We start from the raw sequence: 15,513 nt of genomic DNA, 5'->3' as shown, positions 1-15,513 counted from the left end.
ATGCACTCAAAACAGGTACTTATTTTCAAATATTCCTTTAAATAATAAAATTATCTGAAAATATTTTTCAGATAATTTTATATTTATACTGCGGTTATTTAATCCCTCTCAAACAATTGTTGTAAATCTTCCTTTGATAAACTGCCTAATAAACCGCTATTTTTAAGTTCTCCTGTTAAAATACTGTCAATAAGTTGTTTTTTATCTTCTTGAAGCAAAATGATTTTCTCCTCTATAGTTCCTTTAGATACTAACTTAATCACCTCTACTACATCTCTTTGACCGATTCTATGAGCTCTATCCGTCGCCTGGGCCTCAACTGCTGGATTCCACCATGGATCAAAATGAATGACTAAATTAGCTGATGTTAAGTTAAGTCCGGTTCCTCCAGCCTTTAATGAAATCAAAAAGACATTCACAAACTCATTAGTATTAAAATCTTTAACCATTTTTATTCTATTTTTAGGGCTTGTTTTTCCGCTCAAATGGAAAAATTCTATTTTCTCCTTATTTAAGCGTTCCCCAATCCTATCTAATGCAGAAGTAAATTGTGAAAATAGAAGTATCTTCCCACCAGAATCAATATGATTTTTAATGATTTCTGCTACTTCTTCTATTTTCCCACTTCCTCCATTATAGTCTTCAAGTATAAGTGAAGGATCTAAACATATCTCCCTTAGCTTAGTTAAGTATGAGAATATCTCGATTCTACCATCTTTGTTATTCTTCATTGCAGCTTTTACTCTTTTTACATAATTACTATACACAGCTTTTTGAGAAGGTGTCATTTCAACTAATAAAGTTTTTTCTATTTTATCTGGTAATTCATTCATTACTTCTTTCTTAGTTCTCCTTAAAATAAAAGGCTTTATCATAGTCTTAAGATTCTCTAAATTATCTTCCCTTCTTGAAATAAATTTTTCCTCAAACTTTTCTTTAGCGTAGAGGTACTCTGGCATTATAAAGTCAAATATAGACCAAAGCTCTGTCAAATTATTTTCAATAGGTGTTCCAGTTAAAGCAAATCTGATTTTTGCCTGAATTTCTTTTACAGCTCTTGAATTCTGAGCTTCCGAATTCTTAATACTCTGCCCCTCATCAATTATGCAATAATCAAAAACAATATCTTTATAATTATCTATATCTAATCTCAATGTTCCATAGGTAGTTAGCACTACATCATATTCACATATATCTTCCATCACTTTATCTCTTTGACTTCCATGAACCATCACAACTCTTAAACTTGGCGCAAATCTTAAAAATTCATCTTTCCAATTATAAAGCAATGATGTCGGACAAATTATGCAAGTCTTTTTGTTCTTCTCTGATAATAAGAATGCTATAACTTGTATTGTCTTACCTAATCCCATCTCATCTGCTAATATTCCTCCAAATCCCACTTCACTTAAGGTCTTGAGCCACTTAAATCCATTAATTTGATATTCTCTAAGGATTCCCTTAAAATCACTTGGGATATATATATGTTTACTATTTATACAAGTTAACTTATTTTCTATATCTTCTAATTCATTGGAATTCTGTATAATTCCTAACCCTATATTCTTTATATTTTCATATAGACATAAGGCTTTATTCTTTTCCATTTTAACTTTTTCATTATTTGAATCCAGATTTATATTTAACACTTCAATTAGATTTAAAAAACTTCTCACACCATTATCTTCAAAATCTAAAAAGTTACTATTTCTTGTTTTGTAAAATTTATTTTTATCTTTATATGACTCTAATGCACTATTTAATTCCTTTGTTCCTAACTCCCCTATACTATAAGAGAAATTATAACTTCCATCCACTTCATCTAAATCAACTCTAATTGAATCCAGATTATATATTTTTTTATTGCTAAGGCCGTTTCCTAACATAACATTTCCCAACGAGTGAATTGTCTCTCCTTTTTTGCTTAGTATATTAAACAACCCTTCATCTTTACCTATAAATACAAGTCTGTTATCCATTTTTACAAAACTTAGTTTTTCAACTTCCATAAGAAGCTTTTCTTCTTTTTTATCATCTCTTATGAACGTATGCGAAACATTTCTCTCATCTAATATATTGATTTTTGTATTACCATAGCTAAGAAATATATCACAATAAATTTTTCCGTTCCCTTCATATAAAAAGAATTCAGTTCTTGATAAATTAGATGCATAATTCCTTAAGTTTTCCGCAATATTTATGTTACTCGAAATTCTACTTAAAAGAGACATTAGTTTAGTGTAAGTATCTATATCTTTTTTATAGGTAATTCTGCCATGAACTAATAATCTTTCATGCAGACTAGCATAATTATCAATTTGATTTTTTGAAGGTAAATAGAGTTCATTCCTAAAATAATAAACATCATTGTTTGAATTTAGTGGAATGGGAAGCTGCTTATGAGTGGTCAAGACTATCATTCCGTTATCTTCCTTAACATTAAAGGTTATAGGTAGGTCTTTGTGTAATATTGGTGCTGTAATTTCAATATAATCAAACTTAAATTTTATTTTTCTATCCTCTATACCTTTTAAAAATTTTCTAAGTTCCTCTGGCTTAAGTATAAGCTTTCCACTTCTCGAAGGTGTTTGTACCTCATAATATAGAGAATCTTTTTCTATTTTACGAATAAGCCTTGTGCTATGATTATTTCCCCATATTTTATATTTTTCTGCAGCTTTCTTTTCAGAATTTTCTTCTCTATTGTTATCATTTTCAAGTAAGCTAATAAATTTATATTCAGTAGCAGTTATATGACTACACATTAATGTATATCCACTTGAAGTAAATTCTTTAAACTCATTACAAGAACAGTTAGCACTCTCTAGTTTTTTCTTCTGAAGATTAATTTTAATATGTGTACTAAATTCGTTAATTTTATTTTTATCCGTAACTTTTCCATAAATATGATATATATTATCTATCTTTTTCCCCTTAAAATAAGTGACTAAACCATTATTAAATTTAACCTCTCCCTCTCTTTTCATAGTAGATGAAGCTGATTTAAATAATATTGACTTTAATTCTTCTAGTTTCAAATAATCACCTCTTTCATGACAAGAACAAATAAGATTCTAGCCATTTATTTAATCTATAAATTATAAATTAAATACCACTTTTACCTCTAATAGTTGCATTTCAATAATGCTATTTTTACATAAAATATATTATAGCATAGTAGTTTAGATTTTTTATCAAATAGTACTTGGCCAACTTTCATTCAAAGTAATTAATTGGTTTTGATGTAAATATTTATATTGACATGTTTAATCTACAATTGTAAACTGAAATAGTGATTACAATTGTAGATTAAAAAATGAAAGGAGTTTTTTAATGAAAATCTTTCCTAAAATATCGGAGTCAGAATGGGAAGTAATGAAACTTATATGGAAAACAAATCCTTTAACTTCTGAGCAAATAATCAATTCATTATCAGATAAAATGAATTGGTCAACGCAAACTATAAAAACCTTTATAACTAGACTTATCAAAAAAGGTGCAATAGGTTTTGAAAAATCAGGAAGAATTTATAATTACTATCCATTAATTTCTGAAAATGAATGTATAAAATCTGAAAATGAAACATTTCTAAAAAAGGTCTATGATGGAGCATTAGGCATTCTTTTCACTAAATTTTTAGAAGAAAAAAATTTATCTAATGATGAAATCGAAGAACTCGAAAACCTTCTTAAAAACAAAAAAGAAAAAAACTCTAATAAAGATAAGTAACAAATATGATTAAGATATTTTAAAGAAGATACTAAGCTACAGAACACGTATATTTTTTAAATATTAATATTCATATTTAGTATGGTAAAGCCTATAAAATTAAACTTTATATTTAAAAATTCAAATTACATGGAGGTGATATTTTTGTGGAAATCTTAGAAAAGATTTTTTTATGTACTTTACAGATTTCTTTATCAGCTAGTATTTCTGCACTATTGATCATTTTAATTTTAAAATTATTTAACAAATATATTGGTATAAGAGTTAAGAATATATTGCTTATTTTACTACTTATAAAGTTTCTTGTGCCTATTATTCCGGACATGAATACTAATCTTCTTAATACTTTATATCAAAAATGTGAAAATACTTTAAATCTATCCAAGGGTAATAATAACTTGGATTTAACAAAATCTGATTCAGAAGTTCCTAAGAAAAGCATTGAAAATAACATCTATAACGAAAAAACTCAAATAGAGACAGAAGATGAAACTCAAAGCACTAATAAACAAAATTCTATTTTAAGAATAATCTCATGCATTTGGATAATAGGTGTATTAATCATAGATCTGATATTATTTTTATCTATGCTTAATTTTAAGCGCAAAACTAAGCATTTAGAGACAGATATGTATCCCGAAATTCAATCCGTAATAGAATTATGTAAAGATAAAGCTAATGTAAGTTCTAATATTTCCTTTTACGTATGTGATGACCTTAATAGTCCTTGTATATTAGGAATTACAAAACCTAAGATTTATCTTCCTAAGCATATTTTAAATATAAATGATAATAATCTACTTTCACATATATTTTTGCATGAGTTATTACATTATAAAAGAAAAGATTTATTATGTAACTTTTTGAGCACAATTGTATTTTCAATACATTGGTTTAATCCTATTGTTTGTTTCCTTCTTAATAAAATAAAACTTTATAGAGAATATGCCTGTGATGCTTGCGTTCTTGAATTACTAGGAGAAAAAGAAGCAATAAAGTATGGTATGAGCCTAATAAATCTTTCAAAAATGTTTTTAAATAAAACTAACCACTCTAATTTAGCAATTTTTTTTGAAACAAACAATCAAATGAAAGGACGAATTGAAATGATAAAAAAATTTAAAACTGGTTCTTATAGAATCTCAATAATTGGTGTATTAGGTTGTGTATTAATCACAATCATCATGCTTACAAATAGCATAAATGTTAACGCTTTAGATATTAACACCAATAAATTAGCTACTGAGAGCAGTACAGCAAATACTCCCCCTAAATTTATTGTTGATACACCTGAAAAATCTTACTATGATATAGAAAAAGTAGAAAAAGTAGCTGGATTCAAATTTAAACTACCTGATTCTCCTCAGCTTAGTAGAGCTAGCAGCCTTCAACTTATAAAACTTTCTGATCAAGATAATGTTTTACTTATATACTTAGATGGTGATACTAAGTTTACATTTCAAGTTTCTGAAAAAGACCCACTAGAATATTTGAAGAAAATAGCTACTGTAAAAGGTGGATCAAAAAATTATATTGAAAGTAAAGAAGAATCTATGAAGCTAGGAGATATAGACGGATTCAATGTAATTTTAACTCAAATATCCCCTTCTCAAACTTTAAAAAATGGTGATGTAATACCTGAACGAAAAGATGTAGATAAATATTTCGCATGGAAAAATGAAGGATTATGGTATAGTATAAGATATAATTCACCATCGAAAAGTTCAGGAAAAAACGCTAATCAAGGATCTAATATTTCGCAAAATAATATAGAAACAATAGCGAAATCTATAGTATATCCAGACGAAATAAAGAACGTAAAATATTCTGTAGAAAAAGATTCCCCTTCAACAGAAATTGCTACAATGATGATTTATGACAAAGAAGATTTGGAATCTGCAAAAAAATACCTAGGCTTTAACCCTAAATTTCCGTTAAAAATAAATGAAGATATAACTATTAATCAGTCAGCAGTAGGAATTTCAGATAACTCAGATATAAAAAACAATAATATTAGCTATGAACTTGATAACATATATAGAAATAAGAACGGTTCAATAACTTTCAACCAGAAAAAAGCTTCAAAAGAGTATGAAGATATGAAAAAAAGTGGATATACCACTATATACAATAACGAAAATAATAAAACTGAACAAATCAAAGTTCAAAAATTAACTATAAATAATAATGACGTATTTAAATACTTATATGATGAAAACTATCCTGATGGCACTTCTGGCAGCAATGGAGAATATTTTTGGAAGGAAAATAATATTTACTACTCTGTATGCTTTTTTGGCAACACTGATAATTCAGATGAAATAGTCAAAGAATTTATTACTTCTAATCCTATAGATTAGAATATAATTTCCTTACTTTCAAAAATATATATTAGTATCTCCTATCATATTTTTGCTACAAAAAATAAATAGTTTAAAAGGTATTGTGTTAATTCAATGCCTTTTTGACTATGCATTATTTTTCTACTTTTTGCCTTATAAAAATATATTAACCTATTCCGAGTATAATAAGCTATGTCAATAATACTTTCAATATAAAATTATATGCCGCCTCATCTTCCCACTGAGATAGCTTAACATGACCTAAATTAACTCCATCAATTTTAAAATTTAAAATCCCTTTTAGGTTATTGTAATATAATTCTCTATTCAACTTAATTTTGCTAAATAAAATCTTTTGAACACATGGTTTACTATTCGCATCTGAGGGAAGCATCATCATAGCCACTCCACCAGTATACTTATTTTTATTCAGGTTTGGTTTAATCATATTTATATATGTAACTCCATCATTTGAGCTGCTTAAATTAAAAAATATCATTTTATCGGATACAATATACTTCCCCGTAAAATATTTAATTACCTTGTCATCTGAACAAATCTTAAAATTTACATTTTCATTCTTAATTTCTACGATCCCTTCATGCAAAGATCCTTCTTTAGCTATATTAGTAACAAAAAAATAAACGTAGTATTTCTCTTCAAAAATATCTGATCCAATTTCATTATTATTTTCTAAGTTCTCAATATCTTCTGCTGTTAGCGGCATAGAAATAAGTTTTTCAATTGTTATATTATATACCTCAGAAATATATAGTAATGTTTCTATAGATGGGAAAGCATCTCCTGATTTGTATTTAGATAATAAATCCTCAGATATACCAATTTTACCAGCCAACTTTTTTTGTGTTGATTCCAATTGAATTAATTTTCTTAGATTGTACGTAAAAACCTTAGATGTCTTTTCATATATATCATTTTTTAATGCTTTTACTTCATTAATATTATTATACATAATATCTGAATCAGCTTTAATATAATTTAATTTCTTCTTTATCTTTTCATTTATTTCTTTAAATTCATATAAATCTTTATTCAAATTCCTCACTCCATATTGTTATCATATTATGATAATCAAGTAAGTTGAATCATATTCAACTGAATATTTTATATTTTTCAATTATCTTAGACATTTATATATAGTAATTGAAACAATTCAATTACTATATTACCATAATATTGCAAACTTCAAAATACAATATATTTTAAGGAGATACTTATGTCTAGATCAATATCTAAAAATGCTTTTTTTAAAGCAGTATTAAATGTTTCAAATATAATTTTGCCTATAATAGTTATGCCAATAGTTCTTAGTGCAATTCAAGATAAATTAAATGGATATATGACCATGGGGGAAACCTGGACTGCAGTTTTTATGATTTTTGCAAGCTTTGGAGTTTATCAATATGGTTTAAGAGAAGTAAGCAAAGTAAGAGATGATAAGGATAAACTAACCAAAACAATTACTAGTCTATTTGTAATTACCACCACAACAACAGCTGTAACTTCTATTTTTTATGCTATCTTTTTAACTATATTCCATAGAAATGATGCATATTTTTATACTTGCATGGTTATGGGATTAAACATAGTCTTTAATATGTTCAATGTTGAATGGATCAATGAAGCTCTTGAAAATTATGATTTTATAGCATTAAAAACTATGATAATTAAAATAATATATAATTTATTAACAATATATTTTGTAAAGACTCAGGCTGATTTTTTATTTTACATATATCTTACTTGTGGTATAAATTTTATTAATAACGTATCCAGTTTTATATATATATAAAAGAAGATACACTTTGACTTCTCAGATTTACAAATAAAAAAACATATAAAACCTATGTTTTCGGTTGTAATACTTGCCAACACATACATTTTATATACCTGGCTTGATAAAAACATGCTAAATAGCAATTTAGGATCAACAGAAGCAGGATATTATGGAGTGGCCCAAAAGATAATGTCAATGATTGATATCTTAATGTTTACAATAGTTCAAGTTTCCATGGCTAGACTTTCAAACTATTTAGAAAATCATTCAAAAGAAGTGTATTTGAATTTATTAAATAAGGTGATTAAAATATATTTCTTATTCTTATTTCCAGCTTCAATAGGATTACTTGGAGTTTCTAAACAAGTTATTATAATTATGGGTAAAGGTACTGATATCTATCTTCCAGCTGTACCAATACTAATGGTGTTTTCAATATATATGCTGACTATTGGAATTGATAGAATTATTTCAGATCAGATAATTTATATTTTCGGGAGAGAAAAAACAGATGCTAATTTAGTTTTCATTGGAGGGATATTAAATTTAATCTTGAATGCGCTTTTAATATTTACCAATATGTTCACACCAACAAAAGTAATCGCAACAACTTTAGTTTCAAATTTAGTAGTTATGGCTTTAGAATATAGATTAGTAAAAAATGAACTTAACATAAATATAAAATTATTTGCTTTTGAGAATTTTAAGTATTTATGTTACTCTTTAATATTCATCCCAATAACCTTTGTTATAAATAATTTTATATCTGGAACTATATTATCCTGTATCCTTGATATACTTGCTTGCTGCAGTATTTACTTTATAATTCTTATAGCAATAAGAGATAAGGTATTCCTTGGATTATTAAGCATAGTCTTTAAAAAATTAAAAGTGTTATATACTCACAGAATAATATAGATCTTTCTAGTTAATTAGAATGGATATAAAAAATGGTGTATTGTAGTCTCTTTTCAAATAGAAGAAACAGTAAATAGTTTATTTTTATTAAAAACTATTTACTGTTCTAAATTTTACAAAAAACTTAATATATTCAATTTCAATTAAACCTCAAAATAAATTATTAGCCTAATAACATTTTTTCATCAATACGTTTAAATAATTATTATAGAATTTTTACGCAACCAACTTATTAACAATTATTTTTATTACAGATTATTTATTAATTCTCTTGCTTCCAAGCTTCATATGAAATTGAGGATCTTTTGGTATACTCGGATTAACACCTCTTAAATTAGGTATCTCTCCACATATTAATTGCATTGGCACTATGAAATTAAATGTTTGATGATGTTCATCTTCACTCACATTTATTTGTAGATTTCTATCATCCGAAGCAACATTTCGTCCTATTACATAAATATTGCTTGTCCATTCAGATAAAACTTCAATCATTTTTGCTACTCTTGGTTCTTTTCCTGTATCTAGTATAAATATTGTTGAATCACTATTTATTGCATTATATATACCATGTATAAATTCTTCAAATTCATATCCTGTAACAGGCACTCTCATAGTTTCTAATAACTTCAATGCACTTTCTAAAGTATCACCATATAATTCTGCTGGACCTATTATCCTTATTTCTTTAGCTTCCACTAATCTACTTTTATTTTTCTCAATCCATTGTTCTGACTTTTTATATACGTCTTCAAATCTATCGCTAGCATCTAATATTTTATCTATTTCTTCTTTGTATTTTTCTTCAGATATTTGTCCATTTTCTTTTCCTAATTTAAGTCCAAGAAGCATTAAGTTTAACTTTGTGCAATAAAAACCTTTAGTTTTAGCTCCAGCTTTTTCTTCTCCACAGTATACTGTTAAAATATAATCTGCAGCTTCATCTATTAACGCATTTTCACATCCAGCCATAGATGCAGTAATACAACCATATTCTTTTGCCAATTTCATTGCATTGTAAGTCGAATAACTACTTCCGCCTTGCGATATCCCTATTATCAATGTTTTTTCATTTTTACCTTTGAATGTATCTTTAGTTATCATAAATGGATACATTGCTATAACTTCAGCGTCTAATATTCCTTGCAAATAAGTTTGCACTTGTACCCCTGAATGATAACTTGTTCCTGATCCTGTAATTATAATTTTATTTATATCTTCCTTTATTATTTCTTTGAATAATTCATCAGATTTTGAGATTATCTCCTTCATTTTAGTTGGAGTTTCTAACATATAATCTTGTATTCTCATTTTTATTACCTCTTTCTCTTATTTTTTATTATAATAGCCATATTGCATGCAATATTATTCCACCTACTATAACACCTATTGTTATTTTAGTGATGCTTACTTTCTTCTTTAATAGATAGTAAATAAAGAAGGCAAATAATAGTGGCAGCATATTTGGCAATATTTTATCTAATATATCCTGAACTACTACTTTTGCACCGTTTAAATTAAATACCAACGGAGTTTTTATCTTTAACATAGTAGCTACCATTCCACCAACAACAAATAGTCCAACTGTTGTTGCTATAGACATTATTTTTTCCATTAATCCTTGCTTTTGTATCTTCTCTAATGAGTTAACTCCTAATTGGTACCCATATTTTAATCCCAATATTCTAATAGCAAAACCTGGTACATTGTATAATAGTAAGAACAGTATTGGTCCAAATATATTCCCTTCACTGGCTAGAGAAACACCTATTCCTGCTGCTATAATTCTAAATGTCCCCCAAAATAGCGAATCTCCTATTCCTGCTAAAGGCCCCATTAAAGCAGTCTTTATTGCACTAATTGCGCTTTCATCAAAATCGGAATTATTTGAATTTTGTTCTTCCATTGCAGCAGTAATTCCTAGTATTGTCGGAACAATTACTGGGGTTGTATTAAATATCTCAAGATGTCTTTCTAGAGCTTTAGCTTGATCTTCTTTCTTTGAATAAAGTTTTTTAATAACCGGTAACATTGCATAACAATAGCCTAAATTCTGCATTCTTTCATAGTTAAATGCTCCTTGAAGAGCGAATGACCGCCAAAATACACTTCTTAACTCTTTTTTACCTAGCTTATTCAAAGTCAATCTCCCCTTCCGTTAAATTATTCGCAATTGCCTGCTTAACTGTGCTATTTTCTTTAGTGTTAATATAAATATTTAGTATAAATGCAACACATGCTCCAAATAAAGCTATTGCTGTTATATCTAATTTAGCGTAGGCTGCTAATAAAAATCCTATGAAGAAAAATACAGCCATTTTCTTTGAAAGTAACATATCCATTAATAGTGCAAATCCTACAGCAGGTAATAATGATCCTGCTATTCCAAGCCCTTCTAAAATTATCTTTGGAATAGAATTTATTAATGCTGTAACAGCATTTGCCCCTAACATAATTGCTAAAAATGTTGGAATAAAAGTGCTTAGGAAAAATAACATAACCGGAATCCACATCATTATTGCAATACCCCTGAAGTCAGCCTTTTTAGCATATACACTTGCCCTTTGAGCAAAATAAGAATTTATTATTCTTACTAATACTCCTAATGATTGTGCTAAAACTGCAATTGGTACTGCTATAGCAAGAGCTACCTCAACACCATTTCCAGATAATATTGCAAAAGCTGTTCCTAATATACCACCTGTTACAACATCTGGTGGTGTTGCTGCGCCTATTCCTGCAATACCCATCCATATAAGTTCAAGTTGAGCGCCTATAATAATACCTGTTTTTAAATCGCCTAAAATTAGTCCTACTAAGGCACCTGTGATTATTGGTCTTTCAAGCATTATCTGCCCAAAAATACGTCCATCCAGTATACCTATTCCTGCAAGTAATCCCAACATAATTGCTTGTGCTATCATAATTTTTTACCTCCTTACTTATTTTAGTAAATCTGATAAAGTCTTTTTCTTATCCCTTGGCAACATTCTAAATTCAATTTCTATACCTAAATCATTTATTTCTTTTAAATTTGATATATCGTTTTCATCAACAGCCACTAAATCTGTTAGTTTCTGTTTTCCGGCTTCATATCTCAAGCCTCCTACATTTAACTCTTTTATAGCTCCGCCTGAATTTTTTACTAATTCCAATGCATCTTTTGTATTCTTCACTAAAACAAGTACATTATTCTTTTTAGATTGAGCAAATTTCTCTACTATCTCACCTGATTCCTGTACTCCCCTAATATATAAAGTTACATTGTTTGGTTTAGCTAAGTTTAATGCCATAGCCTTCATTTGATCATTTTTTGCTTCATCATTAACTACTAATATTACATTTATTCCTAATGATGTTGACCACCCAAATGCAACCTGACCATGTATTAATCTGTCGTCAATTCTCATCAATGATATCATCTTCTTCATTCCTTTCATTATTGTTTTTTAGTAATTCATTTACATGAATGATTCCTTTTCTTGATTCTTCTATTCCGTTCTTTACCAATGTTTCTATATCATCTTCGTCTGATAATAGTATTGTTAAAATCATTGGCAAATTTATACCTGTTATTAATTCAAATTCATATCCATTCAGCAATAAATTGGTACATAAATTAGCTACACTTCCACCAAAAATGTCTGTTAAAACAATATACTTTTCTTCTTCGCTTTTATTAGATAAAATTCTTTTCATTTCCTTTTCTGCATCATCTCCCGATTTATCTTTAGTCATGCAGAAATATTCAACATTGCTTAATGATCCTACTATTAATTTACTAGTTTCTATAAATTCTTTTGATAGTTCTCCATGAGTTGCAATTAGAAACTTCTTCATTACCATCACCTCCTTTGTTTTTTTATTTATACCTTATTAATAAGCAAAAAGCATGCCAACTAGTGACATGCTTTTTATAAAACTTTATTTTATTCTCTTAATCGCTTGAAATTATTGAATTGGTCCATATATTATATTATAGATATATCCAATCTCTGCAATTGGTATTTGCACACTATAACTTTTTTCTATCACACTAAATGAATTTTTAATTAGCTTAATCTCACTCTGATGCTCTTCAATTAACAAATTTAAATCTGTATATTCTTCTATCTCAGCCTGTCTTACTAGTCTCTCTACCATACAACTTAAATGAACATATAAAGCAATTTTTTTGTCATTTGGTATTTTTCTTTTCTGATTATTTTCAAACTCATTGATACCGTCCTCTATTCTCTCTATAATCTTATTAGAATCTAAAATAGTTAGGCTATCTATAACTCTTGTCAAAGAGAAATTTTTCACAATAGAATCATTTATTAGTTTAATTTGGTCATGTCCTGCTACCTTACTGAAAATTCTGTACACCTCATCTTCTCTTTTTCCTGATATAATATCTTCTAGAGATATGAACTTAATTGTCTCAATTTCAGGATTATACGTACCGACAATAGCTAATACGTCATACATCTTGAATATAGAGTCATCTTTTCCTTTAGACACTAGATTATTGTAACTATACGGAACCACCTTTACATCAACTATTCCTACTAAACTTTCTGAAAGTAAATTCTGTATCTTAATTGCAGTACTTATTCCTGTAAAACAAGATGCTATTATTGCATATTCTTTATTCTTTTGAGGATAAAATAACTGTATGTTAGGTTTAATTTCTTCATTCATTACTTCAGAGATTTCTTCAATAGTTTTTCCTTGTATTAATAAATTTCCTACTTCCAAAGCTAATACAGTTGTAACTTGATCTATACAAAGCATTGGAATATTGATCTTATCTTTTAAATTCTCATAAATCAAACTAAGAGAGCCCATATCAAATAAAACAATTAAGCCATTTTTTAATTTATCATCTTCAATATACCGATTCAATTGCTTAAGTACATCTATTGCTGTTGCATCTATTGGCATATCAATAGATGCAAATACATTTACACCTATAATACGATTGCAGACATTAGCCATACTACTTGCTGTTGCATATCCATGAGCAATAATTATTGCATTCATTTTATTAAAATTTATACGTATTGCAGTAGTTTTAATGAATATAATCATAATAATTAGATCACTATCAGTTAAATAAATATCCAACCTGTTTGCTATAAAACTTGCTATCTTATATACTACAGAATATTCTTTATAGTTTTCTCTCTTTAAATAGCTCAATAATTTATTCTCTATTTTTAACTCCTCTTCATCTAAGCTATAAAAATCATTTTTTGAGTATAGGTATGATGAAAAAGCCAACACATTATTCCCATCATATTTAATATTATAATTTATTTCTAGATTTCTAAATATATCTTGCATTGTTGATATTATAAATTCTATAATTACGTTTTTAGTTTCATCATTATTAGCAAATACTAGCCTATCCATCAAATTTACCATTATATTGGAACTCTTCTCATAAAATCCTTCTTTGCTGACTTCTCCACTTTCAACTAATTTATACAACTTAAAACACTCTAATATACTTTGCTTAATTATGCTTTGCTTACTCTCTTCATATGTTTGAACATGTCTATTGCTGTTGTCTGAAAATACAATACTTTTGCTTTTATTATTGTTTTGGAACTTAAAGATTTCTGCATTCTCAATGTATATGTTTCTTGGTATATCCTGCAATGTTACAAATATATTCCCATTTTTTCTTTGGCCCTTTGAATATGCTCTTCCACACGCATATTTTATTACATTCTTACATTCTCCAATATTTCCTTTAAACTTTATTTTTAGAATTGTATTTAGTGTAAGCTGTGTAATTTCAATTGGTATTCCAAAAATCTTACTTTCTTCATATATAAAATGTTCTATTATTCTCCTTTTCTCGATAGGTCCCCTTTCCTCTACATTAGGGATATATATATTAATAGGTATTCTTCTTAAAAAAGTTGGCAAAAATTCAGATAGATTTTCTGTTGTTGCAAAAACTAATCGTACATCTGCTTTTCTCTTTACGCCATTCTCACCAATTCTTGAAAATACTCCCGTATCCATAAATGTGAACAATTTTTCTTGTCCTTCGCTATTAAGTCTATGTACTTCATCTAGAAATAAGATTCCGCCATCCGATTGTTCAATTAACCCTGCTTTTGATTCTGTAGCCCCCGTATATGCCCCTTTAGCATGCCCAAATAATATACCAGATAATAATTCAGGATTATTATAATACTGAGCACAATTCAAAACATTATATGGTCCATCTTTTTCTAAAACATTACAGCTTACACTGTACTTGTAGATTATCTCTGCTAAAAAGCTTTTACCAACTCCACTTTCACCTGTAAGCATAACAGTTAATCCCCCTTTGGGATATAAAACTGCCGTTTTGATTTGCTCAATAACTTCCTTCAGACTGTTATCATAGCCAATTATATTTTCAAAAATAATCTCCTGTTTTAATGACTTACATTCCTGTTCTAGCTCGTATATATCTTTATATATACTCTTCTTTGTTGGCCCAATAATATCATTAATTTTTTTTCTAGGAAGAAATTTAACTGGACGATTATTTATCTTAATTAAATCGTTAGATTTCACCAATTCATTTAATAATCTACTTGCTTGAGTTCTGCTCATCTTGAAAGTACTAGCTATATATTCTGTCTCAATTCCCCCATATCTTTCTAATTCCTTAAAGCTATCAAATACAGCTTCAGAGCTAATAAATTCTAAAACTTTAGTAATCATAAATTCCCTCCCGTA

General features: G+C 27.9%; 10 protein-coding genes and 1 pseudogene. 3 read left to right on the top strand and 8 right to left on the bottom strand.

Translation table 11 applies throughout. The features are described 5' to 3' along the window. Positions 1-98: 98 nt before the first annotated feature. On the bottom strand, positions 99-3,038 hold the full coding sequence (locus L1S46_RS05775; protein ID WP_238899486.1) for an SNF2-related protein: 2,940 nt from the start codon (positions 3,036-3,038) through the stop codon (positions 99-101). A 295-nt stretch (positions 3,039-3,333) separates the two neighbouring features. Here L1S46_RS05775 and L1S46_RS05770 point away from each other — a divergent pair, with 295 nt between their 5' ends. Together L1S46_RS05770 and L1S46_RS05765 are read left to right on the top strand one after the other, a co-directional pair. Next, entirely contained in the window at positions 3,334-3,729 is a 396-nt protein-coding gene (locus tag L1S46_RS05770; protein ID WP_011968314.1) for a BlaI/MecI/CopY family transcriptional regulator, read from the top strand. Between the two features lie 146 nt (positions 3,730-3,875). Beyond that, complete coding sequence (locus tag L1S46_RS05765) at positions 3,876-6,089, top strand: M56 family metallopeptidase (RefSeq protein WP_238899485.1); 2,214 nt, start codon at positions 3,876-3,878, stop codon at positions 6,087-6,089. 172 nt (positions 6,090-6,261) lie between these two features. On the opposite strand, the gene L1S46_RS05760 is transcribed toward L1S46_RS05765, so the two are convergent. After that, on the bottom strand, positions 6,262-7,128 hold the full coding sequence (locus L1S46_RS05760; RefSeq protein ID WP_238899484.1) for a helix-turn-helix transcriptional regulator: 867 nt from the start codon (positions 7,126-7,128) through the stop codon (positions 6,262-6,264). Positions 7,129-7,308: 180 nt separating this feature from the next. Here L1S46_RS05760 and L1S46_RS05755 point away from each other — a divergent pair. Then, positions 7,309-8,787: pseudogene (locus L1S46_RS05755) on the top strand (oligosaccharide flippase family protein). 255 nt (positions 8,788-9,042) lie between these two features. Here L1S46_RS05755 and L1S46_RS05750 read toward each other — a convergent pair. The 6 genes from L1S46_RS05750 to L1S46_RS05725 all read right to left on the bottom strand — a co-directional run bounded on the left by L1S46_RS05750 (position 9,043) and on the right by L1S46_RS05725 (position 15,498). Then, positions 9,043-10,098, bottom strand: a complete 1,056-nt coding sequence (locus L1S46_RS05750) for an SIS domain-containing protein (protein WP_238899483.1) — start codon at positions 10,096-10,098, stop codon at positions 9,043-9,045. A 28-nt stretch (positions 10,099-10,126) separates the two neighbouring features. Next, complete coding sequence (locus L1S46_RS05745) at positions 10,127-10,927, bottom strand: PTS system mannose/fructose/sorbose family transporter subunit IID (protein WP_171770717.1); 801 nt, start codon at positions 10,925-10,927, stop codon at positions 10,127-10,129. After that, positions 10,920-11,711 (bottom strand): PTS sugar transporter subunit IIC, encoded by a 792-nt coding sequence (locus L1S46_RS05740; protein ID WP_238899482.1) that lies wholly within the window; start codon positions 11,709-11,711, stop codon positions 10,920-10,922. Before L1S46_RS05740 ends, L1S46_RS05745 begins: the two co-directional genes overlap by 8 nt. A gap of 18 nt (positions 11,712-11,729) precedes the next feature. Further along, positions 11,730-12,218, bottom strand: a complete 489-nt coding sequence (locus L1S46_RS05735; RefSeq protein ID WP_238899481.1) for a PTS sugar transporter subunit IIB — start codon at positions 12,216-12,218, stop codon at positions 11,730-11,732. Next, positions 12,187-12,627: a PTS mannose transporter subunit IIA gene (locus tag L1S46_RS05730; RefSeq protein ID WP_238899480.1), complete on the bottom strand. Its 441-nt coding sequence runs from the start codon at positions 12,625-12,627 to the stop codon at positions 12,187-12,189. Before L1S46_RS05730 ends, L1S46_RS05735 begins: the two co-directional genes overlap by 32 nt. A 111-nt stretch (positions 12,628-12,738) precedes the next feature. Beyond that, positions 12,739-15,498 carry a sigma-54-dependent transcriptional regulator gene (locus L1S46_RS05725; protein WP_238899479.1) on the bottom strand — a complete coding sequence of 920 codons (2,760 nt, stop codon included), beginning with the start codon at positions 15,496-15,498 and terminating at the stop codon, positions 12,739-12,741. Positions 15,499-15,513: the final 15 nt, after the last annotated feature.

The organism is Clostridium sp. YIM B02500, from assembly GCF_022324665.1.
GTDB lineage: Bacteria > Bacillota > Clostridia > Clostridiales > Clostridiaceae > Clostridium > Clostridium beijerinckii.
Note: the sequence above shows the minus strand (reverse complement) of the source record. Positions and strands in the feature narration are given on the sequence as shown.